The following is a 26344-nucleotide window of genomic DNA, read 5'->3' on the forward strand; positions in this document are numbered from 1 at the left end:
ATACCAGAGGGGAGCCGCCTTCGCCGAAAATTTTCGACAACTTTCGACAAGCTTGCCCCTTCCGATTCGTCTAGGCCCGCGTCGCGATGAATACCACGTCCGCGTTGCCTTCGTACATGCGCACGGTCGTCGCGCGCCGATCCGGCGACGCCGCAAGGCTCGGCCGAACCGCGCGCTTCGCGGCGAGGTCGATCATCTCCGTCCGGTATCCGCTAAGGTCCGCCGTCAACGTGACGTCGTTGCTGTACGGAATATACACGACGATCTTGTCAAGCGACGGCGTCGCGGCCGTCCGGATTTGCTCGTAAGGCGTCGCCTGCAGCCGCTGCGCCGGTTCGAGCGTATGGAGTTCGTACCGCTCGAAGAGCCACTTGCAAAAGCCGGCGTCCCAGGCGCCGTCCATGCGCAGCGCCGTCCGCCAATCGAACGGAATTTTCGACCACGATTCGCTCGTAAAGGCGGCGCCGCTGCGATGCCAGGAAAACAAGCCGTGGGCGCCGTACGCGAAGCCCGCCTTCGCCCCGGACAAGACGCTCCACCAGAACGCTTTCCGAACGTCGAAGGCGTGAAATCGCCCGTACTTATTCCCGTGCCCGTGTCCCTCGTACAGCGGCTCGCTGTTTACGATCGGCCGCTTGATCGGCTTCGCCAGGAACGCTTCGGCGAACGTCCAGCATTGATATTGCCGCTCCTCGAAGTGGCAAGACTGATACGCGTAAAAATCGAGCTCCGGCGCGTTCGCGATCCGCTCCGGGCTGAGCGTCTCCTCCCCGTTCAGGTGCATCGAGGCGAGCGCCTCCGGCGCGACGCGCTTAAGCGTCCGCAAGCAAGTCATATAATAATCGATCGTCCGCTCCGACCCGAAGTCGGTGTCGCCGCTGACGTAATACATCGGCTCGTACGGGGCGAACCGCTTAGCCACGTATTCGGTATATGGCGCCACCGCCTCGAACGGCAGGAGCCGCTCCAGATTGCCCTTGGAAAACGTCGTATCCGGCACGAAGTTGGACCACAGCAGCACGAGCGCGCACGTAAAGCCGTGCGCCTTCGCCGCCCGCACCATCGCCTCCGCCCGGTCGAAATACGCTTCGTCGATACGGTCGAAGTCCCATCGCCCGTTCTCGTCGACGGCGAACGGAAGCAGCCCGGTGAACGTGTCGCTCGTGTCGTGCAGGAGGGGCAGCACGCTGATTTGCAGCACGTTGAAGCCCTGCTGCGCGCGGTATCGCAAGTACTCCTCCCATTCGTGAGGCGGCGTATTCGTAAAGACGCTCCACACCGTATCCGCAAAATAGAAAAAGGGCGCTCCATCCCGTACGAAGCCGTCTTTCGTTGCGTTGATCGTCAGCGGTCCCGTCATGTCGATCATCCTCTCTTCGCGCTCCTCCGGCTGGCGGAAGCGCATTCACTCGCTTTATTGTTTACTGTACCACCTCGCGGCGCCGGCGGATGGCGAAATCGGTTGCTTCCGGTGTGAAAACGGTTGATTCCCCAAAACAAAAGCAAGCCGTCCCGGTAACCGGAACGGCTTGGTACGTTGCATTATTGTCCGAGCCACTTCTTAAACAACAGCTTCGTCGTGTCGCGGTTGATCGCCGCGATCGACGTCGTGAGCGGAATGCCTTTCGGGCACGACTGCACGCAGTTTTGCGAGTTGCCGCAGCCTTCGATGCCGCCGTCGGTCATAAGCGTCTCGAGACGCTCCTCGGCGTTCATCTCGCCCGTCGGATGGGCGTTAAACAGCCGCACCTGCGAGATCGGCGCCGGTCCGATGAAGTCGTTCCGGTCGTTGACGTTCGGGCACGCTTCGAGGCAGACGCCGCACGTCATGCACTTGGACAGCTCGTACGCCCACTGGCGCTTCGCCTCCGCCATGCGCGGACCCGGGCCGAGATCGTACGTGCCGTCGATCGGAATCCACGCCTTCACGCGCTTGAGCGCGTTGAACATGCGGCCGCGATCGATGACGAGGTCCCGCATGACCGGGAACGTCTTCATCGGCGCGAGGCGCACCGGCTGCTCGAGCTTGTCGACGAGCGCCGTGCACGCTTGGCGCGGCTTGCCGTTAATGACCATCGAGCAGGCGCCGCACACTTCCTCGAGGCAGTTCGACTCCCAGCAAACCGGAGCCGTCTTCTCGCCCTTCGCGTTCACCGGATTGCGCTGCACTTCCATGAGCGCGCTGATGACGTTCATGTTCGGGCGGTAAGGAATCTCGAACTCTTCCGTATACGAAGGAGCTTCCGGCGTATCCTGACGCGTTACGATAAATTTGACCGTCTTCTTGTCGTTCGCCACTGTCGTAGACATCGCTTCTGTTTCCCTCCCTTATTATTTCTTCTTATCCGAAGTATAGTCGCGCTTGCGCGGCGGGATGAGCGACACGTCGATGTCCTCGTACGAGATGCTCGGGCCGTCCGCCGTGTACTTCGCGACCGTCGTCTTCATGAAGTTTTCGTCGTCGCGCTCCGGGAATTCCGGCTTGTAATGCGCGCCGCGGCTTTCGTTCCGCATGAGGGCGCCGATCGTCATGACGCGCGCGAGCTCGAACATGTTCCACAGCTGCCGCGTGAACGACGCCGCCTGGTTGCTCCATTTCGCCGTGTCGTTAATGTTAATGTTCTTGTAGCGCTCCATCAGCTCTTGGATCTTGTTGTCCGTCTCCTGGAGCTTCTTGTTGTACCGAACGACCGTCATGTTGTCGATCATCCACTCGCCGAGCTCTTTATGCAGCACGTACGGGTTTTCGTTGCCCTTCGTGAGGCCGAGGATCGACTCGTACTTCTCCGTCTGGCGCTTCTTCTCCGAGCTGAATACGCGCTCGTCGACGTCCGCCGCGGATTTCTTGAGCCCCTTGATATATTCGACCGCCTTCGGGCCGGCCACCATGCCGCCGAAGATCGCCGACAGGAGCGAGTTCGCGCCGAGGCGGTTCGCGCCGTGGAACTGGTACTCGCACTCGCCCGCCGCGAAGAGGCCCGGCACGTTCGTCATTTGGTTGTAATCGACGTACATGCCGCCCATCGAATAGTGGACCGCCGGGAAAATTTTCATCGGAATTTTCCGCGGATCGTCGCCCATGAACTTCTCGTAAATTTCGATGATGCCGCCAAGCTTGACGTCCAGCTCTTTCGGATCCTTGTGCGACAAATCGAGGTACACCATGTTCTCGCCGTTAATGCCGAGCTTCTGGTCGACGCAGACGGAGAAAATTTCGCGCGTCGCGATATCGCGGGGCACGAGGTTGCCGTACGCCGGGTATTTTTCCTCGAGGAAGTACCATGGCTTGCCGTCCTTGTACGTCCAGATGCGCCCGCCTTCGCCGCGCGCCGACTCGGACATCAGCCGCAGCTTGTCGTCGCCCGGAATCGCCGTCGGGTGAATTTGAATGAACTCGCCGTTCGCGTAATAGACGCCTTGCTGGTATACGGCGCTCGCCGCCGTACCCGTATTAATGACGGAGTTCGTAGACTTTCCGAAAATGATCCCCGGTCCGCCCGTCGCGAGAATCGTCGCGTCCGCGCGGAACGTATGCACTTCCATCGAGCGCAAGTCCTGCGCGGAGATGCCGCGGCAGACGCCTTCGTCGTCCAGCACCGCGCCGAGGAATTCCCAATGCTCGTACTTCGTGACGAGGCCCGCCACTTCCCAGCGGCGCACCTGCTCGTCGAGCGCGTACAGCAGCTGTTGGCCGGTCGTCGCGCCCGCGAACGCCGTCCGGTGATGCTTCGTGCCGCCGAAGCGGCGGAAGTCGAGCAGACCTTCCGGCGTCCGGTTGAACATGACGCCCATCCGGTCCATCAAGTGGATAATGCCCGGCGCCGCCTCGCACATCGCCTTGACCGGCGGCTGGTTCGCGAGGAAGTCGCCGCCGTAGATCGTATCGTCGAAGTGCTCCCACGGGGAGTCGCCCTCGCCCTTCGTATTGACCGCGCCGTTGATGCCGCCTTGCGCGCACACGGAGTGCGAACGCTTGACGGGCACGAGCGAAAACAGGTCGACGTGCATGCCCGCTTCGGCCGCTTTGATAGTTGCCATCAGGCCGGCGAGACCGCCGCCGACGACGATGATTTTTTGATTCGCCATAATGGTACCGTTCACTCCTCGCTCGATAAATTATTATTGTAGGAACGCAGAGGCTAGCGGCTCCGCGAAAGATTCGTCCAGGAATGCGTTAAGGGACATAATAAACATGATCGTCATAATGACGAAGAGGCCCATCGTCGCGTACGACGCGAAGCGCTGCGCGCGCGGCCCGACGGTGATGCCCCAAGATACGAGGAACGACCACAATCCGTTGGCGAAGTGGAACACCGCCGCGATAATGCAAACGATATAAATCCAGTAGTATACAGGATTCGACGCGATCTCGTGCATATGAACGCCGATCGCGTCCTGCTCCACGTGCCCGAGCGCGATCTGTACGCGCGTATTCCAAATATGCCAGACGACGAACACGAACGTAATGACGCCGGTCACCCGCTGCGCCGCGAACGCCCAGTTGCGCACGTAGCCGTAATTGTTTACGTTATTGCGGGATTGGTAGGCGACATATAATCCGTATACGCCGTGGTACAACAGCGGAAGCCAAATTAAGAAAATTTCGAGCGCCAGGACGAGCGGCAAGCTGTGAATCCAGTGCACGTGCTCCAAGAACCGCTCCTGACCGCCTTGGTACGCGGAGTAGTTCGTAAGCAAGTGCTCGACGAAGAAACCGCCGAGCGGAAGCACGCCCAATAAGGAATGGAGCTTCCGGTGCAAATACGTATTTCCTTTCATGATCCTTGTTCCTCCCTGTTTGGAATCCCGTTTCGTTCCGTCCCCTGTGACAAACCGTACACAATTCTACCCCCGCGGGGGATGTCCGTCAATAACGGAAGCCCGATCGTATCGAAAAACTTTTACAACGTAAATCATACAACTGTCCCGCTTATAATGGAAGTGCCGATTTATTATAATGAATAATAACTAAAGCGCATATATAAACAAAATTCTTAAGCAGGAGGTGTCGCTATGTACGACCAAATGCAGGCGCTTGCCGCCGTCGTGGAGCACCGCAGCGTCAACCGCGCTGCTCAGGCGCTCAACATCAGCCAGCCGGCGCTGTCTCGCAAAATTTCGTCGCTCGAGGAGGAGCTCGGGGTCAAGCTGTTCCATCGCCGCGGCAAGCGGCTCGAATTGACGCGCGTCGGGCAAATCAGCTACGAATACGCCGTCGAGATGCGGCAGCTGCACGGACGGTTCTTAAGCGCGCTGTCCGAGTTCAAGTCGGCCAACCGCGGCCGCCTCACGATCGCCGCGAGCTTGACGACGCTCCAATCGACGCTGCCCGATCTGATCGCCGCCTTCACGAAGCACGCTCCCGACGTCGACATTCATGCCGTCACCGGCAAGACGCACGAAATCGTGTCGCTCGTCATGGAGAAGAAATGCGACATCGGCCTCGTCGCTTCCCTCGTCGATACGCCCGATACGGTGTGCGTGCCGCTGTTCGACGACCATCTCGCGCTCGTGTTGCCTTCTTTCCACCCGCTGGGCGGGAAAGCCGATCTCGGGGTCGCCGATCTGGAGCGGCTGCCCATGATTTTATTTTCTCAGGGCACCTGGTATCGCGTGTTGACGGACGAGCTGCTCGCGGCGTCCGGCGTCGTCCCCGACGTCAAGATGGAAATCGATTCGTTCGAGGTGATCGTGCGCCTCGTTTCCGCATGCAATCTCGCCACGCTGCTGCCGCAATCGTATTTGCGAAGCAGCGTCATCGACGACAATGCCGTCGTCGTGCGCCAAATTCCCGACATCGCGCACGTCACCCGAACGACGTCCTTGCTGTTCGCCAAGCACGGCACGCTGACGCCGGCGGCCGCCCAGCTCGTCGAGCTCGCGAAGCAGACGAAGCTGTGGGGCGCCACGTAAACCGTCCGCCCCGCCGGACTCGCGCGCCGGCCGCGTGAATCGGATCGGCGGGGTGTGATACAATAGGAAGACGCATTCTTCATTATTATGTACATAAACGTTAGGAGCGAAATCATGACGAAGGAGAAAATCACGAAGGCGCTATGGCTCGGCGCGGCGGTCGGACTCGTCTTCTTCCTGATCACGAGCGTAGCGCCGATGTTCGCCGGGGAAGAGCCCGGCGCGGCGGGCTACGCCGTCGACCGGGACGCGGCGGCCGAGGCGGCCGAACGGTACGTGCGCGAACGACTCGGGGACGAGACGCTCGAGCTGCGCGCGTTCGCCATGTACGCCGCGGACCGCGAGGCGCTCGGTTACCTGTACCGGGAAGGGACGTACCCCGACGTGCAGGAACGGTTCCGCGAGACGCTGCCGCTCGAGGCGTACCGCGTCGAAGTGAAAGAAGCCGACGGCGCCGTCCACTTCGTGGATATCAATCCGTATACCGGACGACCGACGGAATGGGATCTATCGCGATCGGGCGAGCCGGTCGCCGCCGACAAGCTGGAGGCGATCGGCCGCGAGACGTTGGCCGAGCTCGGCTGGACGGGGGCGGCGCCTAAGCTGCTGTCGGTCGACGAGGCGTACGGGGAAGTCGCGTTCGAGCTGTCCGATCCGGCGTTCCGGGAAGCCGCCGCCGAAATTCGGGTGCGCGCGGACGATCTCGGGGCGACGTCGTTCGTCGTGAACTGGATCGCGCCAGAGGCTTATACCGCGCACGTCGAGGACCAAGACCGCTGGTCGTCCGCGCTCGGCGCGATCGGGATGACGCTTAGCGGGCTGCTCCAATTCGCCGCGTTCGTCTATGCGCTCGCCCGGCTGAAGGACGTGCGTTGGAGCCGCGGCGTCTGGATGGCGATCGTCTTCGGCGCCTTCTATTGCGTGCTGAACGTAAACATGTACCCGGGCCTGAAGGCGACGCTGCTCGACATGATGAACGGTGGGGAGTACGCGTCCATGAGCGCCGACGATCCGGCCGCGGCGATCGCCGGCATGATCGCCGCGCTGCTGCTGACCAACGCCTACACGCTGGCGCTCGCGATCGGCATGTACTTCAGCGCCGTCGCCGGCGACACGCTTGCAGCCCGCCAAGGATATCGGGTTTGGCCGCTGCCGGAGGAGCCCGGCTACGCCTCCCGCCTCGCGTCGGCCGCGGCCAAAGGGTACTTATTCGCGCCCGTCCTGCTCGGCGTACAATCGGTCTTGTTTCTGGCGGCGGAACGCAGCCTCGGCTCTTGGTATACGGTCGACGCGCTCACCTCGCCGATGAATATGGTCGTCCCGGCGCTCATGCCGTTGCTCGCTTGGTGCGCCGCCGTCGAAGAAGAAGCCGTCTACCGGCTGTTCGCCATTCCGGCCTTGACGGCCGCGTTCGGCGTTCCCGGCGCTTGGCTGGCGGCGAAGCTCGGCTTTCGCGTCACCCCCGCATCCCGCGTCTTTCTTTACGCGGCGGTGGCCGTCAGCAGCATGATATGGGCGCTGGGCCACGTGCAATACCCGATCTATCCGTTCTACACCCGATTCGCGGAGGTGTCCGCGCTCGGATTGCTGTTCGCGTACATCTTTCTGCGGCACGGCTTCTTGACGGCCGTCTTCGCGCATGCGGTCGTCGACCTGATCTGGACGGGCATCGCCGTCGTATCCGGCGAGCCGACCGCCGCGAACGCCGCGATCTTCGCCGTCTACCTCGCGACCCCGGCGCTCGTCGCGCTCGCCGTCCGCCTTCGCCGGAGCCGGACGCTTCCGCCGGCGCCGACCCCGGGCTGATTCCGGAACATTGAAGGGGCATGCTCCCGACAGCGAAATCCTTGCTGTCGAGCGAGCATGCCCCTTTTCTCTTTCGCCGGAAGTCCCTACTCCTCTTGTTCGACGCCGTCGGCCGCTTCCGCTTCGTCGCGCGGCTCCGCGGCGTCGGGCGCCGGACCGCGCAGCGCCTCCACGATTTGCCTCGCGAGCTTGTCGCCGAAGCCGAGCGGTCGGAACGCCTCCACGTCGGCCTCCCGCATCGCCTTGACGCTGCCGAAGTGCTTCAGCAGCTGCTTCTTCCGCTTCTCGCCGATGCCCGGAATGTCGTCGAGCTGCGAGGCGAACGACCGCTTCGATCGCGTGTCCCGATGGAACGAAATCGCGAAGCGATGCACTTCCTCCTGAATGCGCTGCAGCAAGTAAAACTCCTGGCTGTCGCGGCGCATCGGCACCGGCGTCGGCGGATCGCCGACCATGAGCTGCGCGGTCTTGTGCTTCGCGTCCTTCACAAGGCCGCATACGGGCACGAACAAGCCAAGCTCGTTTTCGAGTACGTCGACGGCGGCCGCGATTTGGCCTTTGCCTCCGTCGACGACGATCAGATCGGGCAGCGTCAGCCCTTCGCGCAGCACGCGTTCGTAGCGGCGGCGGATGACCTCGCGCATCGTCGCGTAATCGTCCGGTCCGACGACCGTCTTGATCTTATATTTCCGATATTCCTTGCGCTCCGGCTTGCCGTCGATAAAGACGACCATGGCGGATACCGGGTCGGCGCCTTGGATATTCGAGTTGTCGAACGCCTCGATGCGATGGATCGACTCGGCGCCCAGCCACTCGGCGAGCCCTTCGACCGCCTTGACGGTCCGTTCCTCGTCGCGTTCGATCAGCCGAAATTTTTCCTCGAGCGTCACCCGGGCGTTATCGGCGGCCATCTCGATCATTTTCTTCTTGTCGCCCCGCTGCGGGATTTGCACCTTCACCTTCAACCACGACTCGAACGCGGCCACGAGATCGCCCGCTTCCGCCGACCCCGGCGCTTCGGCGTCGTAAGCCGCCCCGGCCTCCCGGACGGCAGCCTTCGCGTCGACGCCCGGGTCAGGCTCCGGCGTCGGCGCCGCCGGCAGCAAAATTTCCTTCGGCAGCGCCGGGTTATCGCTGTAATACTGCGTTACGTACGTCATGAAATCCTCGTACGCCTCCCCGTAATACGGGAACGCCGAGGCGCGGCGCTCGATCATTTTCCCTTGTCGCACGTACATAATCTGCACGCACATCCAGCCCTTGTCGACCGCGTAACCGAACACGTCGCGATCGACGCCGGCGGCGGCGGTGATCGTCTGCTTCTCCATCAGCGCGTCGATCGCCGCGATCATATCGCGCAGCTCCCGCGCCCGCTCGAAGTTGAGCTCCTCCGCGGCCGCCGCCATTCGCTGCTCGAGCTCGCCGCGGATCGCGTCGTGCCCGCCGTTCAGAAAGCGCGTGATCTCGCCGATCATCCGCTCGTATTCCGCCTTCTCCACCGGATACGCGCAAGGCGCCACGCATTGGCCGATATGGTAGTAAAGGCACACCTTGTCGGGCAGCGTCTTGCACTTGCGCAGCGGGTACAGCCGGTCGAGCAGCTTCTTCGTCTGCTGCGCGGCGAAGGCGTTCGGATACGGGCCGAAATATTTCGCCTTGTCCTTGTACACCCGTCGCGTCACCTCGAGCCGCGGATGCGCCTCGTTCGTAATTTTCAAATACGGGAACGACTTGTCGTCCTTGAGCAGGACGTTATATTTCGGGCTGTGCTGCTTGATCAGATTGCATTCGAGCAGCAGCGCCTCGATGTTGTTCGCGGTCACGATATATTCGAAGTCGACGATATCCATGACGAGGCGGTGCGTCTTCGCCGAATGGCTGCCCGTAAAATACGAGCGGACCCGGTTTTTCAGCACCTTCGCCTTGCCGACATAGATGATCGTACCCTCGATGTTTTTCATCAAATAACAGCCGGGTTTGTCCGGAAGCAGCGCCAGCTTGCGGCGTATCGCCTCCAGCTCCTTCTCCCGATCCCGGCCCGTCGCCGTGTCCATGCTCGCTCTCCCTCTCCCGCCGAAGCATTTTCCCCAATACTACGATTGTACTTCGAAAACGCCCCCCGCACAAACGTTCCCAAGAGGAAATTCCAACCGCCCGCGCACGAAAAAACCCTCCCCCGCATAAACGGGAGAGGGTTGTAGGATCTTACATATGACGGCTGACGACATTCTTGAGCGCGTCCTTCGATTGGAAGCCGACGACCTTGTCGACCGGCTCGCCGTCCTTGAAGACGATGAGCGTCGGAATGCTCATGACGCCGAAGCGCCCCGCGGATTCCGGATTGTCGTCGACGTTCACCTTTGCGATCTTCAGCGTGCCGAGCTCTTTATCGAGTTCCTCGAGCACCGGCGCGATCATCTTGCAAGGCCCGCACCAAGGCGCCCAAAAGTCGACCAATACGGTGCCCGTCGCTTCCACCTCGGTCTTGAAGGAACTGTCGCTTACGTTCACGATTGCCATAACGGTTAGTACCTCCCTCATGTCGAAAATAAAGTCAACAAGCAAAGTATACCACATTTTATGTTCGACACCTAACGGCGGCGCACGAACCTTCTTAGTATTGTCACAACCTCGGTAACCTTGACGCTTTACAAGGACGGTATGTTTTTCTATACTGATGACATGGATCTTTTAAGGGGGACTTACCTATGAACGACCCGAGACAGCACGTGAACGAAGAACCGCGCAACGACTTGCTCGACGTCGGCGTCGGCTTCCTCGGCATGTTCGGACTCATGCTCGTCATCGCCGTCGTCGCGACGGTCATTGAAGTGATGACGCGCTAATTCGACCTCGACAAACACGAACGCCTGACGACTCGCGGGAATGCCGCGAAGCGTCAGGCGTTTTTTCATGGAGCGGACGAGCCGCCCCCCCGCGCGGCTCATCGCCCGCGCTGGTTGCGTCCCCCCACCTCGATCACTTCGACGAACGGTCGAATGCGGTCCATCAGCCGCTGTCCGCGATACTCGTCCTCGCCCTCGCGCGTCGTAAAGCTCAGATGCCGCTGGAGCCCGTCCAGATCGTGATTCGACGTATAGAACGTCGGCTTGCGGTTCATCCGATAATTGAGAATCGCGCCGAGCACATGGTCGCGCGTCCAGGCGTTCAGATGCTCCGCGCCGATGTCGTCGAACACGAGCAAGTCGGTGTCCTTCAGAAGCTCGATCGTTTCCTTCAGCTTCTGCGGCTCGCCGAACATCGACTTCAAATCCTCGACGAAGTCCGGCGTATAGACGATCACGCCCGTGAAGCCCGACTTGGCGAGCTCGTACAGCAGGTAGCTCGCGAGGAACGTCTTGCCGGTGCCGAAGTCGCCTTGAAGATACAAGCCGTTCGGCTGCAGACCGTCATCCCGCGTGCGGAGCACGTACTTGATGACCGCTTCGACCGCGCCGGCCCGCTGCATATCCCGCGAGATGATCTCCGCCGGCGAATACTCCTTGTTGAGCGCCTTCTCGTCGACATAGAAGCTCTTGATCCTCGCGCGAACGGAATCCTGCGACGACTTGGCTCGCTGCAAATCGCACGGCACCTTGTAATCCGCGACGTTCGGCTCGACGCCGTCGCCGCCGGTAACGACCAATTTCGTGTAATGCCCCGCCATGTCGTTCGGGCATCGCTCGAGGCCCGGACACTTCGCGCATTCCTTCTTTTCTTTCGCATATTGGTAAAGCCGCGTGACGTTTTTGGTTAGCGCCTCGCGGCTTACTTCCGGGTGCGCCGCGATCCATTCGGCGACGACCGCGTCGTTCAGCACCTTCATCGTCTGGCGCTTCCAATCCGCTTCCCCGACGCCCGCCGCGGCGCCGAGCCATCTCCCCATGGACTCCATGCCGTCTTCTCCCCTCGACAACCGTATTCCTTCCCTGCCGCGTTCGCGCTGCGACCGACCGAACCGAATTCGGCTTTACGTTCCGCCGTTCGTCAGCCGCTTCGCCATCTCGAGAATGCGCTGAATATCTTCTTCCGTCGCTTCCGGCTGACCCGAAGGCTTCGCGACCGGGATGACCGGCCGTTCGACGGCCGGCGGCCGCCCCCGGCGCACGGGCGGGCGCGGGGACGCGGCGGGCCGGCCGCGGGCCGCGTCGTTCCGCTGCGCCTCCGCGCCCCCGGCCCGCGATTGCTCCGCCTTGCGGAAGTACGTCACCGCGTTTTCGAACGAACGGATGCGCTTGCCCGCGACGTTCGCGGCGATCGCATCCAGGTACTTCCGCTTCCAATCCAGATCGTTCGCGCGAATGTAGTGAATCATGACGTTGATGACCTCGTCGGGCAGTTGGTAGTTCACCTTCATGGTCAGGAACGCCTCCTCCACGGCGGGCGGCACGGCCGATGGCTCGAAGAACAGCTTCAGCACGCGCGTATACGGCGAATTGGCCAGCAGCGCGTTATACTGTCCGATGTCGCATTGCCCCGCGAATTGCTCCGGCACCTCGAGCCAATACGGCGCCGCGACGTCCCGCTCCTGTCCGGGCGCCGCGACTGCCGGCTCGTCGGCCCGCGCGAGCTGCTGTTTGTGCTCCGTCCGTTCCTTGCGTCTCGCATGCTCGTTCGCGCCGCGGTACATCTCCGCGGCGCGCGCCTCGAAGCGGCTCTCCGCCCACTCGCCGCTTGCGCCGAACATCCCGCTCTCGTCCAGCAGCGACACCGCTTGCTTCAGCGTCAGCTCGAACCGTCCGGCATGGTAGTTCAGCGCCGCGAGGCGCGCCGGATCGGCGACGAGCCGTTCGACGGCGCGGCGATGCGGCGAGGAGCGCGGGAACCGCCGCAGCAGTTCGTCCCCGCGGAAGCCGTCGCGTCCGAACTCCCCGGCGGGGGTCGCCGCCGCGGCCGGATCGGCGGCGGGCGCGGACTCCTCGGCGGTGCCGGGCGCGACGGTCAGGCGGAACACCTCGTAGAACGGCGCCGAGATGTCCTCAAGCCGTTCCTCGTCGGTGCCGGCGGCGCCGAGAAGCCCCTCCGCGTCGCGGGCGAACGACCGGCGAATCGACTCGGCGACGCCCGGCCCGACCTTCTCCTGCAGCAGCAGCCACAGATGGTGCACGCCGAAAAACCGGTCCGGCGTCAGCGGCGGCGCCAGTCGAAATTCGTAAGCGGCGATGTCGTCGCCGTCCATCAGGCGGTACGTACGGAGCAGCCCGACCGCCTCCAGCTTCGCCGTCTCTTCCACCAGCCGCTTGCGCCCTTGCTCGTTCGGCGGAAGGCCGCAAGCGAGAAACAGCCGCCCGAGCGTGGTCGGCTCGGAAAGGCCGGCGGCGTCGGACGGCAGCGCGGCGCAGAGGGTGCTGTACAGCGCCGCGGCGCCTCCGCCGACCAGCGGCTGATAGGCCGACCACAGCATGCGCGTATCCAAGGGGCTCAGACCGAAGCGGCGCGCGACGTAACACCGATGGTGCTCCGTCAGCTGCAGCAGATTCGATACCTTCAACGCCAAGCGCCTCTCTCTCTTCGACAACTTTCGATACGCACCATTGTAGCATAATTTCGGCCGCATCGGACGGAAAATACGAAAGGCCCGCCGAATGAATCGGCAGGCCCTCCGCATTACCGCGTCAATCCGTGATCCGCGAGCACCTCGTCGGGGATGCGCAGATCGTAATCCATCGCTTTCCGGATCAAATCTTTGTCCACATGCGATTCCCCGTTCGAGGCCGCGATCAGCTCATGCTGCATGACCCACTTCGTGACGAGATCGTGGAACGTCTCGATCCCTTTCGTCGGCACGTAGTGGGTCACCCCTGGAATGCGGGCCAGCGTCGAGTTCGGCAGCATCTCATGCAGCCGCTTGCCGTGCCGAACGTGCCGGTGATCTTGCGCGCCGTACACCAGCAGCGTCGGAGCTTCGATGGAGGCGAGCCGTTCCATCGGGCTGAACTGGGAGCTCGCCTCGAAGTATTGCTGCCAGTTTCGGACGTCCCCTCGCATCGCCTCGTAAAACAAATTATGAAACGTCTCTCGCATGTCCGCGTTTCGCTTGGCGATCATCAGCGCGAGGCTTGTCTTCATCCCGAGCTTCGCGAGGCCGTTCGCCAGCGAAAGCTCGCTCTTGACGAGCCAGCTGTTCGGATCGGCCATCGCGCCGACGAGAATCGAGCCCCGGATCCGGTCCGGATACGTCAGCATCGTCTGCAGCGCGACGCCGGCCCCGGACGAATATCCGCATAAGTACGCTTTGCGGATATTTAGATGATCGAGCAGCGCCTTGATATCCTCCGCAATGAGCGGATAGGTGACCGGCGCTTCGGACGGCGGGCTGAAGCCGTGCCCGCGAATATCGAAGGTGACGACCTGGAACGGATCGGCCAATTGAACTTCTTGATAACGAAACACGGCCCGATTCAGCAGCGGCGGATGAATAAAGACGATCGGCGTGCCGCGGCCGTGCACATGATAATGCAAGATCGTGCCGTTGACGCTTGCCTTCGGCATGAGTCCACTTCCTTCCTTAAGGACGTAACTGTCCATCCAAGATGGTTTACCGTTACGTTGTCCTCGGCGAAGGGGGGCCATACGAGACACATTTTCCCGGTCCGGATCCGGCCAAGCGTCCGTCTTAGAACATCTTAAAGCCGCGCACGCGCAGCGTGCGAATCGTGACGCCGCTGACGTACGCGCCCGCGAGCCCTCCCGCGACCGCCAGCCAGTCGATGAACCCGTATTCCGACAAATTCGCGAGCATATCGTCGGCGCCCCATTCGAAATACAAGAACAAGCCGATCATTAGCGCCATATACCCGTAAATCGGAAACCAGGTCGTCTTCAGCAGCATGTTCAAAATAAAGCCGACGCCGAACATCAGCACGAACGCCAGCAACGCGATGACAAGCACTTGAAATACATTCGTTACCATGTGTTTCCCTTCCGCCTCCCGCAGGACTAGATCTCGATCCTAGTGTACCCCCGGCGCTCCCCGCGCGTCAAACCGCTCCGGTTTGCCCCGTCCCCCTCGATTCGGTAAAATAAGGACAAACCTTAAGGAGTGTGACATCCCATGAGCGAAGCCGCCCAAACGTTGGAAGGCTGGTACGCCCTCCACGATTTTCGCCATATCGACTGGACCGTCTGGAAATCGCTGACCCCGCAGGAGCAACGACAAGCGGAGGACGATTTACGAAGCTACATCGCGGAATGCGCGCAAGCGGACGAAGCGAAGACGGGAAGCTTCGCCTTCTATTCGATCGTCGGGCAGAAGGCCGACTTCGTCTTCGTCCATCTGCGCGAGACGCTGGAGGAATTGAACGAACTGGAGACGCGCTTCAACAAGACGACGTTCGCGGACGTGACCATCCCGGCGCACAGCTACGTATCGGTCGTCGAGCTTAGCAACTATATGGCGAAGCCCGGCACGGACCCGCTGGAAAACCCGGAGATCGTTGCGCGCCTCAAGCCTTCGATGCCGAAAGCGAAGCACTTATGCTTCTATCCGATGAACAAGCGCCGCGCCGGCGGCGATAACTGGTATATGCTCTCGATGGAACAACGCCGCGAGATGATGCGCAGCCACGGACTGATCGGCCGCTCGTACGCCGGCAAGGTAAAGCAAATCATTACCGGCTCCGTCGGCTTCGACGATTGGGAGTGGGGCGTGACGCTGTTCGCGGACGACGCCCTGCAATTCAAGAAGCTTGTGTACGAGATGCGCTTCGACGAGGTATCGGCGCGCTTCGGCGAGTTCGGCGACTTCTACGTCGGCAACTTGACCGATGCGGACAAGTTCATGAACATGCTGCGATAATTATCGGAAAAGGATACAAAAAGGGCGTCCCGCTTCGGGACGCCCTTACCTTTTTGGATATATCGCCGATCTTACTCGTCGTCCTCGTCCTCGCCGGCGCGCAGCCGCTCGATCTCCCGTAGGAACGCTTCGTCCCGCCGGTCCCGCTCCCGGCTCTTCTCCTTCAGCCGCTCGATGGCCGGCAGAATGAGCCGATCGATTTCCTTCTGCACCGTCTGGGCGAGCTCGTACTGCTTCTGTGACTCGAGGTAATGCCCGACGTCCATCAGCGCGTTATAGCGATCCAGCTCGTCTCTCGTCAAGAGTCCGCGCACCTGTACGCTGCAATGACGCATGGACTAGTTGAAATAGCCCTTCCGCAGAACGAGCGGAATGCCGCCGATAATATACAAGTAGCGAAGGTCGATGAGTTTCTTCATCATCGCCGCGCTCGTTCCCTTCAGCTTGCGATTGAACGCGATGCCGATCGCTTCGTTCTTGCCGAGGGACGCAACGGTACCCTTGCTCTCGTATTTGAACGTCCTCAGCGCGGTGCCTCGAATCGAAGCGACTAGGTTGTGGGCGAGGACGTCGGCCTGTTGGATCGCCATCTGCGCCGTCGGCGGGTACGGGCGGCCCTCTTCGTTCATGACGATCGAGCAGTCGCCGATGACGTAGGTGTCTTCGTGTCCCGGAATGCGGAGATGCTCGTCGACCTTAATGCGGCCGCGCATCGCTTCGAAGCCGGCTTCCTCGACCAGTCGGTTGCCGCGCACGCCGCCCGTCCAGATGACGGTCTGCGTCTTGATCTCCTCGCCGTCGGCCAGCGTGATGCTGTCCGGCGTGCACTCTTTGAGCGCGATGCCGATCTTGAACGTTACGCCTTTCTTCTGAAGCACTTCCATCGCGTATTGGACAAGCTCCGGATCGAAGCCCGGCAGCGCCGTAGGGGCCGCCTCGACGTTATAAATTTTCACGAGGCTCGGATCGACGTCGAACTCCTTGCACAGCTTCGGAATGCGGTCGGCCAGCTCGCCGATGAACTCGATGCCGGTGAAGCCCGCGCCGCCGACGACGAACGTCAAGTAGTCCTTGCGATGCGGCTCCTTCTTGAAGCGCGCGAATTGGTATTCGATATGCTCCCGAATCAGGCGCACGCTGTTGATGCTTCGAATGAAGTGCGCATGCTCCTTCAATCCGGGAATGCCGAACGTCTCCGGTTCGCCGCCGAGGCCGATGACCAAATAATCGTACGAAAGCGTGCCGTCCTCCAGAATGACCTTCTTATCGTTCGGCCGAATTTGAACGACCGTCGATTTCACGAAGTCGATCTTAAACTCGTCGATGAGCTTTAAAATGCTGACGCGCGCGTTTTGCGGATCGTCCGTTCCCGCAGCCGGCATATGAAGATGCGTCGTGATATAGTGATAATCATGCTTATTGACCAACGTCACGTCCGCTTCGTTGTAATTGAGCTCCTTCTGCAGACGCAATGCCGTGACGATGCCGCCGTAACCTGCTCCCAGGATAACGATCCGTGGTATTCTGCTCATGCTTGTTCTCCAATCCTTCCGGTGGGTGTTGTTTTATCTATATTGTTTGTGAAAAAATACACAAAGTAAACCAAAAACGAAAGTTGCATGGTAGGATGCCCGAATGGGGTACACTTTATGGTGCGATCCTACGATAAAAACCGAAACTCAAACTGTCAATATCTTGCCATAAGTTTGATGAAAGTTCAAGCCTAAAATCATTGGACATTCCTACGTATTTTTTTATAACATCCACCTCGAAAACATAAATTTTTCGCTTCCAAAACGCGAAACAGGGTTTCATTCCATAGAACATCGTGTGTATAATGGTAACAAATTCTAACGACGTTAAGAACATCTCACGGAGGTGCAACTCGGTTGACGACAACGAACGAGAACGGCCTCGTCGACATCGCGGTCATCGGCGGCGGTCCCGCCGGACTATTCGCAGCGTTTTATGCGGGAATGCGGCAAGCTAGCTGCAAAATTATTGAAAGCATGCCCCAATTGGGCGGACAGCTTGCCGCGCTTTACCCGGAAAAATACATTTACGATGTCGCGGGTTTCCCGAAAGTGCGCGCACAGGAGCTCGTCGACAATTTGTTGAAGCAAATGACGCACTTCCCGATCGAGCAATGCCTGGAGGAGAAGGTCGTCAGGCTCGAGAAGAAGGCCGAGCGGCACTTCGTCATCCAGACGACGAAGCGCACGCATGAAGCGAAGGCGGTCGTCATCACGGCCGGCGTCGGCGCGTTCGAGCCGCGCAAGCTGGACCTGCCGGAAGCGGCCGCGTTCGAAGGGAAAAACCTTCATTACTTCGTAAGCAATCTCGAGCGGTTCCGCGGACGCAAAGTGCTCGTCAGCGGGGGAGGAGACTCCGCCGTCGACTGGTCGCTCATGCTCGAGCCGATCGCCGATCAGGTGACGCTCATTCATCGCCGCGACAAGTTCCGGGCGCACGAGCACAGCGTCGAGCTGCTAATGAAATCGAAGGTGAACGTGCTGACCCCGAAAGAAATCGCGAAGCTTAACGGCGACGAGACGATCCGCAGCGCTACGCTCCGCGACGTGAAGAGCGGCGCCGAGATGGATTTGGAGGTCGACGACGTGATCGTCAACTTCGGGTTTATTTCCTCGCTCGGCCCGATCGCCGAGTGGGGGTTCGACATCCAAGACGGCTCCATCGTCGTCGACACGCGCATGGAGACGTCGATTCCGGGCATCTTCGCCGCCGGAGATGTTACGACATATCCGGGCAAGCTGAAGCTGATCGCGGTGGGCTTCGGCGAAGCGCCGACGGCGATCAACAACGCGAAGGTGTACATCGACCCGACCGCGAAGCTTTCCCCCGGTCACAGCAGCAACATGAAGTTATAAAACGAAGGGCATCCTACCGTAAGCGAAATCAGCTTAAGGAGGATGCCCTTCTTGTCTATGCATTCGATTTGCCCGGTGTGCAACGGGTTCCATGCGCTGCGGGCGGCTTGTCCGACCTGCGGACGCGCGGCGGAGGACGACGGTCGGCTCGGAGATTTTTACGACCCTTATTCGGCCTACCGCCCTATCGACGACGTCAGGCGGACGAACGGCTATCCCGACTTGGAAAACGGCGAATGCCTGCACGCGGCGCATTGCGAAGGTTGCGGGCGCACCTTCCTCGCTTCGGTTCCGGAGCGAAGAAACCAATAGCGCAAAGCGGCTTCGCGGAAACGCCGCCGTTCCGCGCTCCTATTAATGGATTGGGTAAACGGCCTCGACGCTCAAGTTCCGGCGGGCGATCTCCTGCTCCAGCAACCGGATAAACTCCTGCTCGAGCTCGAGGTCGATCGCCTTAAAGTACGTTTCGATCAGGCTCTCGTTGCTTAAACCTCGCACTTTGCATCCCTCCCATGGCTGTTTTTTCATATGCTACCAGACCCGAACGATCCGAACAACCGTTCGTTATCCACAGGATTTTGTGGATTTCCTGTGTACAAGCTGTGATTATAGGCCCCGCAGCGCAGGGATACGTTGTGTTTTATGTGGGTAAAAAAAACGGTGGATATGTGGATAGATTACTGATAAATAAATTTAATCAGGCCGTCCGCCTAAATCCCGGGAAATGGGTGGATGCACAGGGCGAATGCGCCTCCTCCTCATAGGATAGATGGAATCTCAAGACGAGGAGGTTGTTCCCTCTTGGCTGAATATTTCGTTACTCCGAACGTCGCGCCGGCGGCAAACATGAACATGGCCGCTCCGGCGGCGAACGCGGCGCCCGCCCATGTCGCGCCTGCGATGACGGCCCCGATGTTCGCGGCTCCCGCGGCGGCTCCGGTCGCGCCTTACGGCCGAACGTTGTCCGCCGAAGCGATTCTCGTGCTGTTCATTCTGTTGGTCATCGTAACCCGCCTCTGCCGTGTATGAATGGAAGGGCGCCGGGCGTATTGCCGCCCGGCGCCCGGAGGCGCAATTCCCCGAATAAAAAAAGCGGCTCCGCCGCAGCGAAACCGCCCCTATTCCTTCCTCGGTAAAGCTCCCTCAGCACTCGCTCGGTACGCCCGCCTCATCCTTCGTCCGGAAGCTCGAGCCGCAGCCGCACGTCGCGACCGCGTTCGGGTTGTGGATCGTAAAACCGCCGCCCATGGCGGATTCTTTATAGTCGATCTGCAGGCCGCGGAGATATTTCGCGCTGTCCTTCTCCATAACGACCTTCAAGCCGTTCAGCACGAGCGTCTCGTCGGCTTCGGTCACCTCTTCGTCGATGCCCATGCCGTAAGTGAAGCCGCTGCAGCCGCCGCTCTTCACGCCGAGGCGCAAATACGCGTCGGTCATGCCGTCCGCCGCCATTAATTCCTTGATCTTCTCCGATGCCAATGCGGAAATGTCGATCATCAAACATGCACCTCCTTGCCTTATAGTATACAACTCCGGTTCGAAACGCTCAAGGGAAGCACAAATTTGTGAATTTTGTCACAACAACCGATCCTTCCCGCGCTCTCGATATTGCCCGCCATCTGGAACAGGTTTATAATAGACGGAGCCTTTACTAGAGTAGCGGACACAGAGGAGGAGAGGAATCCATGAGCACGCTCGTGGCGGGTATGGATAAGCGCATGGCCGAGATCGCCGAGAAAGTGCATAACGGCGTGCGACTTTCCATCGAGGACGGCCTTTATTTATATGAAACGAACGATCTGTTGACCTTGGGTCAACTGGCAAACCAGGTCAATCAGCGCAAGAACGGCAATAAAGTCTACTTTATTGAAAATATGACGCTCTATTTCACGAACGTGTGCGAAGCGCATTGCGCGTTTTGCAACTTCCGCCGCGATCCCGGCGAAGAAGGCGCGTATACGCTGAAGCCGGAAGAGGTCATTGCGTTCGCGGAGCAGCATTACCATCCGGGCGTCCGCGAATTTCACATTACGGGCGGCCACAACAACACCGTGCCGTTCCAATATTACGTGGATTCGATCCGGGCGCTCAAGACGCGCTTCCCGGACGTTACGATCAAGGCGTACACCGGCGCGGAAATCGAGTTTTTCTCTCGGCTCAGCGGGACGAGCTACAAGGACGTGCTGCTTGCGCTGAAGGAAGCGGGCCTCGGCACGCTGACCGGCGGCGGGGCGGAAATATTGTCCGAGCGGTACCGCAAGAAGATGTCCGTCGACAAAGCGACGACCGACCAGTGGCTGGAGGTGCACCGCACCGCGCATATGATCGGCATGAAAACCCACGCTACGATGCTGTACGGGTCGATCGAGACGATCGAGGAACGGCTGCAGCATATGGCGTATCTGCGCGAGGTACAGGACGAGACGAACGGTTTTATGGTGTTTATTCCGCTCGCGGTGCAGCCGAAGTCGCGTACGGCCGGCATCAAGCGCCGGACGTCGGCGTTCGAGGATATGCGCACCATCGCCATCTCGCGCCTGATGCTCGATAACTTCCCGCATATTAAAGCGTATTTCATTAATATCGGCACGCAGCTAACGCAGCTGGCGCTCACGTTCGGCGCTTCCGACGTGCACGGCACGCTCGTGAAGGAGCGGATCAGCCACGCCGCCGGCGCGACGACGGAAGAAGGGCTGACGCGGGACGAGTTGATCTGGCTCATTCAAGGCGCGGGCCGCGTCGCCGTCGAACGAGATACGTTTTACAACGAAATCAAGGTGTATTAATCGACCGAACATCGAAATCTATAAATACTTGCCTAAGAGGCGTCCAAGGCGCCTCTTCGATGTGTGGAAAGGACCTTCACTATGCGAAATATCGTTATTCTCGGCGGCGGCTACGGCGGCTTGACGGTCGCGTCGGAGCTGCTGTCCGACCGCCTCCCGGACGACTGCCGGCTCACGCTGATCGACCGAATGCCGTTCCAAGGGCTGAAAACCGAATATTACGCTCTTGCGGCGGGCACCGTCTCGGACATCGACCTTCGGGTCGCGTTCCCGGTCGATCCGCGCCTTCTTCTGAGATACGGCGAAGTGCTTTCCGTCGACCTCGAAGCGAAGCGCGTCCTGATGGAAGCGGCGGACCCGGTCGAATACGACTTGCTCGTCATCGCGCTCGGCTGCGTAGACAAATACCACGGCATCCCCGGCGCGCCGGAATTTTCCTGCAGCATTCAGACGTTCTCGTCGAGCCGACGAACGTACCAGCAGGTGAACGACGTGAAGCCGTACGGCCAAGTGACGATCGTCGGCGGCGGCTTAAGCGGCGTAGAGGTCGCCTCCGAGCTGCGCGAAAGCCGGCCCGATCTCAATATCCGCATTCTCGATCGCGGACCCAGCGTGCTCTCGGCGTTCCCCGGCAAGGCGCAGGAATACGTGCGTTCTTGGTTTTTGGAGCACGACGTCGAGATGCGGGGGCATGTCGCGTTGTCCAGGCTCGAGCAAGGCGTGCTGTACGACCGCGACGACGTGATCGAGACCGACGTTACGGTGTGGACGGCGGGCATTCAATCGAGCCCCATCGTCCAAGCGATCAACGGCGAGAAGGATTCGATGGGCCGGCTGCTGCTGACCGAGCATTACTGCTTGCCGTCGGACGACAGCGTGTACGTCGTCGGCGATTGCGCCAGCCTGCCGTTCGCCCCGAGCGGTCAAGCCGCCGAAGCGCAAGGCAAGCAGGTGGCGGAGGTCATACGCGCCCGGCTTCGCGGCGAAACCGTTCGCCTGAAGCAGATCAAGCTGAAAGGCGTCCTCGGTTCGCTCGGCAAGAAAGCGGGCTTCGGCGTCATGGGGCGCACGACGCTGATGGGCCGCGTGCCTCGCCTCCTCAAGAGCGGCGTCCTCTGGATGTCGAAGTCGCATCTAGGGTAATTTAATCGAGCGGCAGGTCGGCGAACGGGTCGACGTCCGCTTCGTTCAACTTCGCGACGACGGCGTCGTACAACGCCTCGACGGTTTCGGCGGCGACGATCTCGCCGTCGACGAGCACATAGGGCTCGAGGTAGCATTGCCCGCAATTGCCGAGACAACCGTATTCGATCGTCTCGACGTCGGGCCGCTCCGCTTCGAGTCGTTGAAGCAGACGATCGGTGCCGTGATGCATGTTGTTGGTGCAAAATTCTACTAGACGGTTCATCTCGGTACGGTCACCCCGTTTAACTTTCTGTGCGTTTTGTTATATAATAGTAGAGCAAAGGAGATGATTTCAAATGACGACGAACACCGACGAAAAGATGTACGACGAAGTGCTTGAGGTGTTGGATAAATTACGGCCGTTCCTTCAGCGCGACGGCGGCGACGTGGAGCTCGTAGAAATCGAGGACGGCATCGTGAAGCTTCGCTTGATGGGCGCTTGCGGCAGCTGCCCGAGCTCGACCATTACGCTCAAAGCCGGCATCGAGCGCGCGCTTACGGAGGAAATCGAAGGCGTGAAGGAAGTCATGCAAGTTTTCTAATTCCCTCGCCCTCATGACGTTGAAAAACCTGACGACCGCGGCCCAAGCCGAGGCGTCAGGTTTTTTTTCGTTCACGGCAGATGATTGCGGATCGGATCGAGGCCGCCCGACACTTCGATGATGTTCCCCGTCACATAATCGGAAGCCGGATCGCATAGGAACGCGACGACCCGGGCCACGTCCTCCCCCGCCCCGGGACGTCCCCTAGGCGACTCGGGATCGATCAGGTGGCGCACGTCGGCGATGCGCTTTTCCTTCAACTCTCCGCGAATATCCCCGGGGCACACCATGTTCACCGTAATGCCGAACGGCGCCTCTTCGGTCGACAGCGTCTTCGTGAACGAGACGAGGCCGACCTTCGCCGCCGCGTACGCCGCGCGGTGCGGCCAGCCTCGCGCCTCGGCGGACCGCCCGAAGCCGAAGTGCACGATTCTTCCCCAGCCGCGAGATCGCATGCCGGGGATGACCAGCCGGTCCAGCCGCATCGCGCCGAGCAGATTGCCCTGTATCATCGCTTCGAGCTCGTCCTCCGGCGCGTCGGCGAACCGGCGGCGCTCGCGGACGAACGGTCCGGCGTTATTGACGAGGATGTCGATGCCGGCGCCGAGCTCCCGTTCGACCTCGCCGACAAGGCGCCTCGGCGTCGCCGGATCTCCGACGTCTCCCTGCACCGCGGCGGCGCGCCCGCCTGCCGCTCGAATCCGGTCGACCAGCTCGACCGCCGCGGCTTCGCTCCGCACGTAATTGACCGCTACGGCGCAGCCGAGCGACGCGAGCAGCTCCGCCGTCATGCGGCCGAGCCCCCGCGCCCCCCCGGTGACGAGCGCCGTCCTTCCTTCGAGCGGCAGCGCGCGTTCAATCGACATGCCGCTTCCCTCCTTCCGCACCGTTGCTCGGAGCTTTACCCTTGCCGGATGCAGTATGCCAGCGCCGCGTGCAGCGATTCGCCGACCATCGCGAAGCCGCCCTGCAGCGTCTCCATGTTTTGCCGCAAATCCTCGACCGGCTGCCGCCGGTCCCGCGGTCGAAGCCGCAGCCGTCCGTCCTCGTCGAGCAGCTCCGTGTTGATGGCGTGCACCTCGTGGTTTCGCATCAGCCTCAGGTCCTGCACTTGCTCCCGATATCGGCGCTTCACATCGTCAAGACGGTCCAGCAGCTCGGGATGCGCCCGAGTTTCGCGCATGCAGCGCAGCACGGTAAAATACGAATAACGCGCCTTGACCTGTTCCGCGCGAAGCGAGAAGCCGTCGTTCAGGAACGAGCCCAGCTTATCCAATACGGAGAACACCCGGATAAAACCGTTCTTGTAAAAGTACAAATGTCTGCGATAATCGGCCCGTTCCTCGGGACCCATCTCCTCGACGTAGGCGGTGCGCACCCGTTCGGCGTATTTCGCCGCGCAATACACGCTCTGCTCCAGCTCGTCGAACGACGAGGCAATGCTCTTCGTCCAGGCGACCAGCCGCTGCGCTTCCATCGCGAGCTCCCCGCTTCTTCGCTGCCTGTACCGCTCCGCCAGCTCCTCCGCGAGCGTCAGCACGTCGCGCACGCGCCCTTCGTCCGTTCGTCCCGGTTCGCCAAACATCGTTCGCAGCATGCGTTACTTCACCCCGTTCGGAAAATAGTCCCGCCACCGCTCGTTCACCTTGCGGACGATATCTTCCCGAGGGAACAGCTCGTCGGGGTAACCCGGCTTCATGCGCGCGTCGATCACGATCGGCAGCCGATAGCCGAGGTGATGCCGCTCGACGGCCGTCTCGGCGTACATATCCGCCGCCGGGTTGAAGCGCGTGAACACCGTCCAGAGGAAAGCCGTCTGGCTGCTTGCCGCGGCGCCGGCGTCGTCGACGAGAACGATGAGCGGCCACGCCTCGCCGAGCGTCGCTCGCGCGGCCGGCAGCAGCCGCTCCGCATAGGCCGGCTCCTCGCGGTACGACGGACCGGAGACGACGAGGCACCCCGGCGAATACGCCGTCGCCCGCGTCGCGCCCGCCAGCGCGACGGGATCGCCGTCGTACCCGCGCGGCAGCTCCCGGATCGGCTCGCCGACGCCCATCATGACGGCCTTGCTGCCGTGATTGAGTCGATCCCCCGTATAGTCGAGCGTGTCGTGGGACGTCTTGTTGAACACGTACAAGTCGGTGCTCGGGTTAAACCGCTCGAGGAGCGCCGTCAGCAGCTCTGGGAAGTTGTCGAGCGACACCGGCCGATCGGTCAGCATCAGCACCTTCGTCAGCGTCAGCTGGCCTTCGCCGAGGATGCGGAACGCGGTGCCGAGCGCCTCGCGCGAATAGCTTTCGCGAACGACCGCCGCCGCGAGCGAATGGAATCCCGTCTCGCCGTACGTCCACAACGACTTGACGCCGGACATGACGACGGGAAACATCGGCGACAGCAGCGATTGCAAATAATCGCCGAGGTAATAATCCTCTTGCCGCGGCTTGCCGACGACCGTCGCCGGATATATCGCGTCATGGCGATGCCAAACGCGCTTCACGTCGAAGACGGGGAAGTCGTGCGCCAGCGAATAGTAGCCGTAATGATCGCCGAACGGTCCCTCCGAACGTCGTACGTGCGGCGGAACCGCCCCCTCGATCGCGAACTCGGCTTCGGCGACGAGGCGGTGGCCCCCGTACGGATTGTCCGCGAGCGGCAGCTTGTCCCCCATCAGGAGCGAGGCGAGCAGCAGCTCCGGCACGTTCTCCGGCACCGGCGCGATCGCGGATGCGATGAGCGACGGCGGTCCGCCGAGGAATACCGTCACCGGCAGCGCCTCGCCGCGCTGCTCTGCGGCGTAGTAATGAAAGCCGCCGCCCTTGTGGATTTGCCAATGCATGCCCGTCGTTGCGCCGTCGTATACGTGCATGCGATACATCCCGAGATTATGTTCCTTCGTCTCCGGATGCTCCGTATAGACGAGCGGCAGCGTGACGAACGGCCCGCCGTCCTCTTGCCACGACGTAATGACGGGAAGGCGCTTCATCGGCTCGCGCTCGGCCTCCATGACCGAGGCGAGCACCGGGGCGTCGGCGCGGGGCACCCGCTTCGTGCCGACCTTCCACAGGCCGAGCAGCAAATCCCGCTCGTTCCAAAGCGCTTTCGGCGTCGGCGGCACGAGCGTATGCATCGCTCCGACCGCGCGGCGGACGAGCTCCTCCGGCCTCGGACCGAAGGCGAGCTGCACGCGGCGCAGCGTGCCGAACAAATTCGTCACGACCGGGAAGGAGCTGCCGATGACGTTCGTAAACAGCAGCGCCGGACCTTCCTCCTCGATGACGCGGCGGTGAATTTCCGCGAGCTCCAAATAAGGGTCTACCGGAGCCGATATTTCGATGAGATCCCGCTCTTTGCGAAGCGTTTGCAAAAATTGGCGCAAATTCGTATGCATAAGTCGTATCCTTCCTCCGTTCTTCCGACGCGCGGCGA

At 61.0% G+C, this 26344-nt stretch carries 28 protein-coding genes; 10 read left to right on the forward strand and 18 right to left on the reverse strand.

Annotation, left to right across the window (positions count from 1 at the left end):
- Positions 1 to 70: 70 nt before the first annotated feature.
- The 4 genes from VEZ38_RS13725 to VEZ38_RS13740 form a co-directional block, all read right to left on the reverse strand.
- Positions 71 to 1369 carry a DUF4038 domain-containing protein gene (locus VEZ38_RS13725; RefSeq protein ID WP_324894303.1) on the reverse strand — a complete coding sequence of 433 codons (1299 nt, stop codon included), beginning with the start codon at positions 1367 to 1369 and terminating at the stop codon, positions 71 to 73.
- Positions 1370 to 1542: 173 nt separating this feature from the next.
- Positions 1543 to 2310, reverse strand: coding sequence for a succinate dehydrogenase iron-sulfur subunit (sdhB, locus tag VEZ38_RS13730; protein WP_324894305.1), 768 nt, complete (start codon positions 2308 to 2310; stop codon positions 1543 to 1545).
- Positions 2311 to 2331: 21 nt separating this feature from the next.
- Entirely contained in the window at positions 2332 to 4086 is a 1755-nt protein-coding gene (sdhA, locus tag VEZ38_RS13735; RefSeq protein ID WP_324894307.1) for a succinate dehydrogenase flavoprotein subunit, read from the reverse strand.
- 33 nt (positions 4087 to 4119) lie between these two features.
- Positions 4120 to 4779, reverse strand: a complete 660-nt coding sequence (locus VEZ38_RS13740) for a succinate dehydrogenase cytochrome b558 subunit (protein ID WP_324894309.1) — start codon at positions 4777 to 4779, stop codon at positions 4120 to 4122.
- Positions 4780 to 5013: 234 nt separating this feature from the next.
- Here VEZ38_RS13740 and VEZ38_RS13745 point away from each other — a divergent pair, with 234 nt between their 5' ends.
- Together VEZ38_RS13745 and VEZ38_RS13750 are read left to right on the forward strand one after the other, a co-directional pair.
- Complete coding sequence (locus tag VEZ38_RS13745; RefSeq protein ID WP_324894311.1) at positions 5014 to 5913, forward strand: LysR family transcriptional regulator; 900 nt, start codon at positions 5014 to 5016, stop codon at positions 5911 to 5913.
- 114 nt (positions 5914 to 6027) lie between these two features.
- On the forward strand, positions 6028 to 7719 hold the full coding sequence (locus tag VEZ38_RS13750) for a CPBP family intramembrane glutamic endopeptidase (protein WP_324894313.1): 1692 nt from the start codon (positions 6028 to 6030) through the stop codon (positions 7717 to 7719).
- Between the two features lie 86 nt (positions 7720 to 7805).
- On the opposite strand, the gene uvrC is transcribed toward VEZ38_RS13750, so the two are convergent.
- Positions 7806 to 9773, reverse strand: a complete 1968-nt coding sequence (gene uvrC / locus VEZ38_RS13755; RefSeq protein ID WP_324894315.1) for an excinuclease ABC subunit UvrC — start codon at positions 9771 to 9773, stop codon at positions 7806 to 7808.
- Positions 9774 to 9924: 151 nt separating this feature from the next.
- Positions 9925 to 10239 (reverse strand): thioredoxin, encoded by a 315-nt coding sequence (gene trxA, locus VEZ38_RS13760; protein WP_324894317.1) that lies wholly within the window; start codon positions 10237 to 10239, stop codon positions 9925 to 9927.
- 188 nt (positions 10240 to 10427) lie between these two features.
- Between trxA and VEZ38_RS13765 the strand changes: the two genes are divergently transcribed.
- Positions 10428 to 10565 carry a YqzM family protein gene (locus VEZ38_RS13765; protein ID WP_324894319.1) on the forward strand — a complete coding sequence of 46 codons (138 nt, stop codon included), beginning with the start codon at positions 10428 to 10430 and terminating at the stop codon, positions 10563 to 10565.
- Positions 10566 to 10663: 98 nt separating this feature from the next.
- Here VEZ38_RS13765 and zapE read toward each other — a convergent pair whose 3' ends face one another.
- From zapE to VEZ38_RS13785, 4 genes are all read right to left on the reverse strand, one after another.
- Entirely contained in the window at positions 10664 to 11614 is a 951-nt protein-coding gene (gene zapE / locus VEZ38_RS13770) for an AFG1/ZapE family ATPase (RefSeq protein ID WP_324894321.1), read from the reverse strand.
- A 75-nt stretch (positions 11615 to 11689) separates the two neighbouring features.
- A complete protein-coding gene (locus VEZ38_RS13775; protein ID WP_324894323.1) occupies positions 11690 to 13210 on the reverse strand; it encodes a hypothetical protein in 1521 nt (506 codons plus the stop codon).
- Between the two features lie 116 nt (positions 13211 to 13326).
- Positions 13327 to 14211, reverse strand: a complete 885-nt coding sequence (locus VEZ38_RS13780) for an alpha/beta hydrolase (protein ID WP_324894325.1) — start codon at positions 14209 to 14211, stop codon at positions 13327 to 13329.
- 124 nt (positions 14212 to 14335) lie between these two features.
- Positions 14336 to 14632 carry a YuiB family protein gene (locus VEZ38_RS13785; protein WP_324894327.1) on the reverse strand — a complete coding sequence of 99 codons (297 nt, stop codon included), beginning with the start codon at positions 14630 to 14632 and terminating at the stop codon, positions 14336 to 14338.
- A gap of 141 nt (positions 14633 to 14773) precedes the next feature.
- Here VEZ38_RS13785 and hemQ point away from each other — a divergent pair, with 141 nt between their 5' ends.
- Complete coding sequence (gene hemQ, locus VEZ38_RS13790) at positions 14774 to 15517, forward strand: hydrogen peroxide-dependent heme synthase (RefSeq protein WP_324894329.1); 744 nt, start codon at positions 14774 to 14776, stop codon at positions 15515 to 15517.
- Between the two features lie 71 nt (positions 15518 to 15588).
- Here hemQ and VEZ38_RS13795 read toward each other — a convergent pair whose 3' ends face one another.
- Positions 15589 to 15852: a hypothetical protein gene (locus VEZ38_RS13795; RefSeq protein WP_324894331.1), complete on the reverse strand. Its 264-nt coding sequence runs from the start codon at positions 15850 to 15852 to the stop codon at positions 15589 to 15591.
- A gap of 3 nt (positions 15853 to 15855) precedes the next feature.
- Positions 15856 to 17049 (reverse strand): NAD(P)/FAD-dependent oxidoreductase, encoded by a 1194-nt coding sequence (locus VEZ38_RS13800; protein WP_324894333.1) that lies wholly within the window; start codon positions 17047 to 17049, stop codon positions 15856 to 15858.
- A gap of 357 nt (positions 17050 to 17406) precedes the next feature.
- Here VEZ38_RS13800 and VEZ38_RS13805 point away from each other — a divergent pair, with 357 nt between their 5' ends.
- Together VEZ38_RS13805 and VEZ38_RS13810 are read left to right on the forward strand one after the other, a co-directional pair.
- A complete protein-coding gene (locus VEZ38_RS13805; RefSeq protein WP_324894335.1) occupies positions 17407 to 18405 on the forward strand; it encodes an NAD(P)/FAD-dependent oxidoreductase in 999 nt (332 codons plus the stop codon).
- Between the two features lie 51 nt (positions 18406 to 18456).
- Positions 18457 to 18717: a hypothetical protein gene (locus VEZ38_RS13810; protein WP_414694721.1), complete on the forward strand. Its 261-nt coding sequence runs from the start codon at positions 18457 to 18459 to the stop codon at positions 18715 to 18717.
- 42 nt (positions 18718 to 18759) lie between these two features.
- Here the strand turns inward: VEZ38_RS13810 and VEZ38_RS13815 are convergent, their stop codons facing one another.
- Positions 18760 to 18903 carry a sporulation histidine kinase inhibitor Sda gene (locus VEZ38_RS13815; protein WP_324894337.1) on the reverse strand — a complete coding sequence of 48 codons (144 nt, stop codon included), beginning with the start codon at positions 18901 to 18903 and terminating at the stop codon, positions 18760 to 18762.
- A gap of 303 nt (positions 18904 to 19206) precedes the next feature.
- Here VEZ38_RS13815 and VEZ38_RS13820 point away from each other — a divergent pair, with 303 nt between their 5' ends.
- A complete protein-coding gene (locus tag VEZ38_RS13820) occupies positions 19207 to 19434 on the forward strand; it encodes a hypothetical protein (RefSeq protein ID WP_324894339.1) in 228 nt (75 codons plus the stop codon).
- A gap of 114 nt (positions 19435 to 19548) precedes the next feature.
- Here VEZ38_RS13820 and VEZ38_RS13825 read toward each other — a convergent pair whose 3' ends face one another.
- Positions 19549 to 19902 (reverse strand): iron-sulfur cluster assembly accessory protein, encoded by a 354-nt coding sequence (locus tag VEZ38_RS13825; RefSeq protein ID WP_324894341.1) that lies wholly within the window; start codon positions 19900 to 19902, stop codon positions 19549 to 19551.
- A gap of 188 nt (positions 19903 to 20090) precedes the next feature.
- Between VEZ38_RS13825 and mqnE the strand changes: the two genes are divergently transcribed.
- Both mqnE and VEZ38_RS13835 read left to right on the forward strand, forming a co-directional pair.
- Positions 20091 to 21191 carry an aminofutalosine synthase MqnE gene (mqnE, locus tag VEZ38_RS13830; RefSeq protein ID WP_324894343.1) on the forward strand — a complete coding sequence of 367 codons (1101 nt, stop codon included), beginning with the start codon at positions 20091 to 20093 and terminating at the stop codon, positions 21189 to 21191.
- Between the two features lie 81 nt (positions 21192 to 21272).
- Positions 21273 to 22334: an NAD(P)/FAD-dependent oxidoreductase gene (locus tag VEZ38_RS13835; RefSeq protein ID WP_324894345.1), complete on the forward strand. Its 1062-nt coding sequence runs from the start codon at positions 21273 to 21275 to the stop codon at positions 22332 to 22334.
- A gap of 1 nt (position 22335) precedes the next feature.
- Here VEZ38_RS13835 and VEZ38_RS13840 read toward each other — a convergent pair whose 3' ends face one another.
- Positions 22336 to 22599 (reverse strand): YuzB family protein, encoded by a 264-nt coding sequence (locus VEZ38_RS13840; protein ID WP_324894347.1) that lies wholly within the window; start codon positions 22597 to 22599, stop codon positions 22336 to 22338.
- Positions 22600 to 22672: 73 nt separating this feature from the next.
- On the opposite strand from VEZ38_RS13840, the gene VEZ38_RS13845 reads away from it, so the two are divergent.
- Positions 22673 to 22918, forward strand: coding sequence for a NifU family protein (locus VEZ38_RS13845; protein WP_138193078.1), 246 nt, complete (start codon positions 22673 to 22675; stop codon positions 22916 to 22918).
- 71 nt (positions 22919 to 22989) lie between these two features.
- Here the strand turns inward: VEZ38_RS13845 and VEZ38_RS13850 are convergent, their stop codons facing one another.
- The 3 genes from VEZ38_RS13850 to VEZ38_RS13860 are packed head-to-tail and all read right to left on the reverse strand — an operon-like array spanning position 22990 to position 26306.
- Positions 22990 to 23784, reverse strand: coding sequence for an SDR family oxidoreductase (locus tag VEZ38_RS13850; protein ID WP_324894350.1), 795 nt, complete (start codon positions 23782 to 23784; stop codon positions 22990 to 22992).
- A 35-nt stretch (positions 23785 to 23819) separates the two neighbouring features.
- Entirely contained in the window at positions 23820 to 24515 is a 696-nt protein-coding gene (locus VEZ38_RS13855) for a Cthe_2314 family HEPN domain-containing protein (RefSeq protein ID WP_324894352.1), read from the reverse strand.
- Positions 24516 to 24518: 3 nt separating this feature from the next.
- Positions 24519 to 26306, reverse strand: a complete 1788-nt coding sequence (locus VEZ38_RS13860) for a UbiD family decarboxylase (RefSeq protein ID WP_324894354.1) — start codon at positions 26304 to 26306, stop codon at positions 24519 to 24521.
- Positions 26307 to 26344: the final 38 nt, after the last annotated feature.

This window comes from Paenibacillus sp. (genome assembly GCF_035645235.1).
Classification (GTDB): domain Bacteria; phylum Bacillota; class Bacilli; order Paenibacillales; family YIM-B00363; genus Paenibacillus_AE.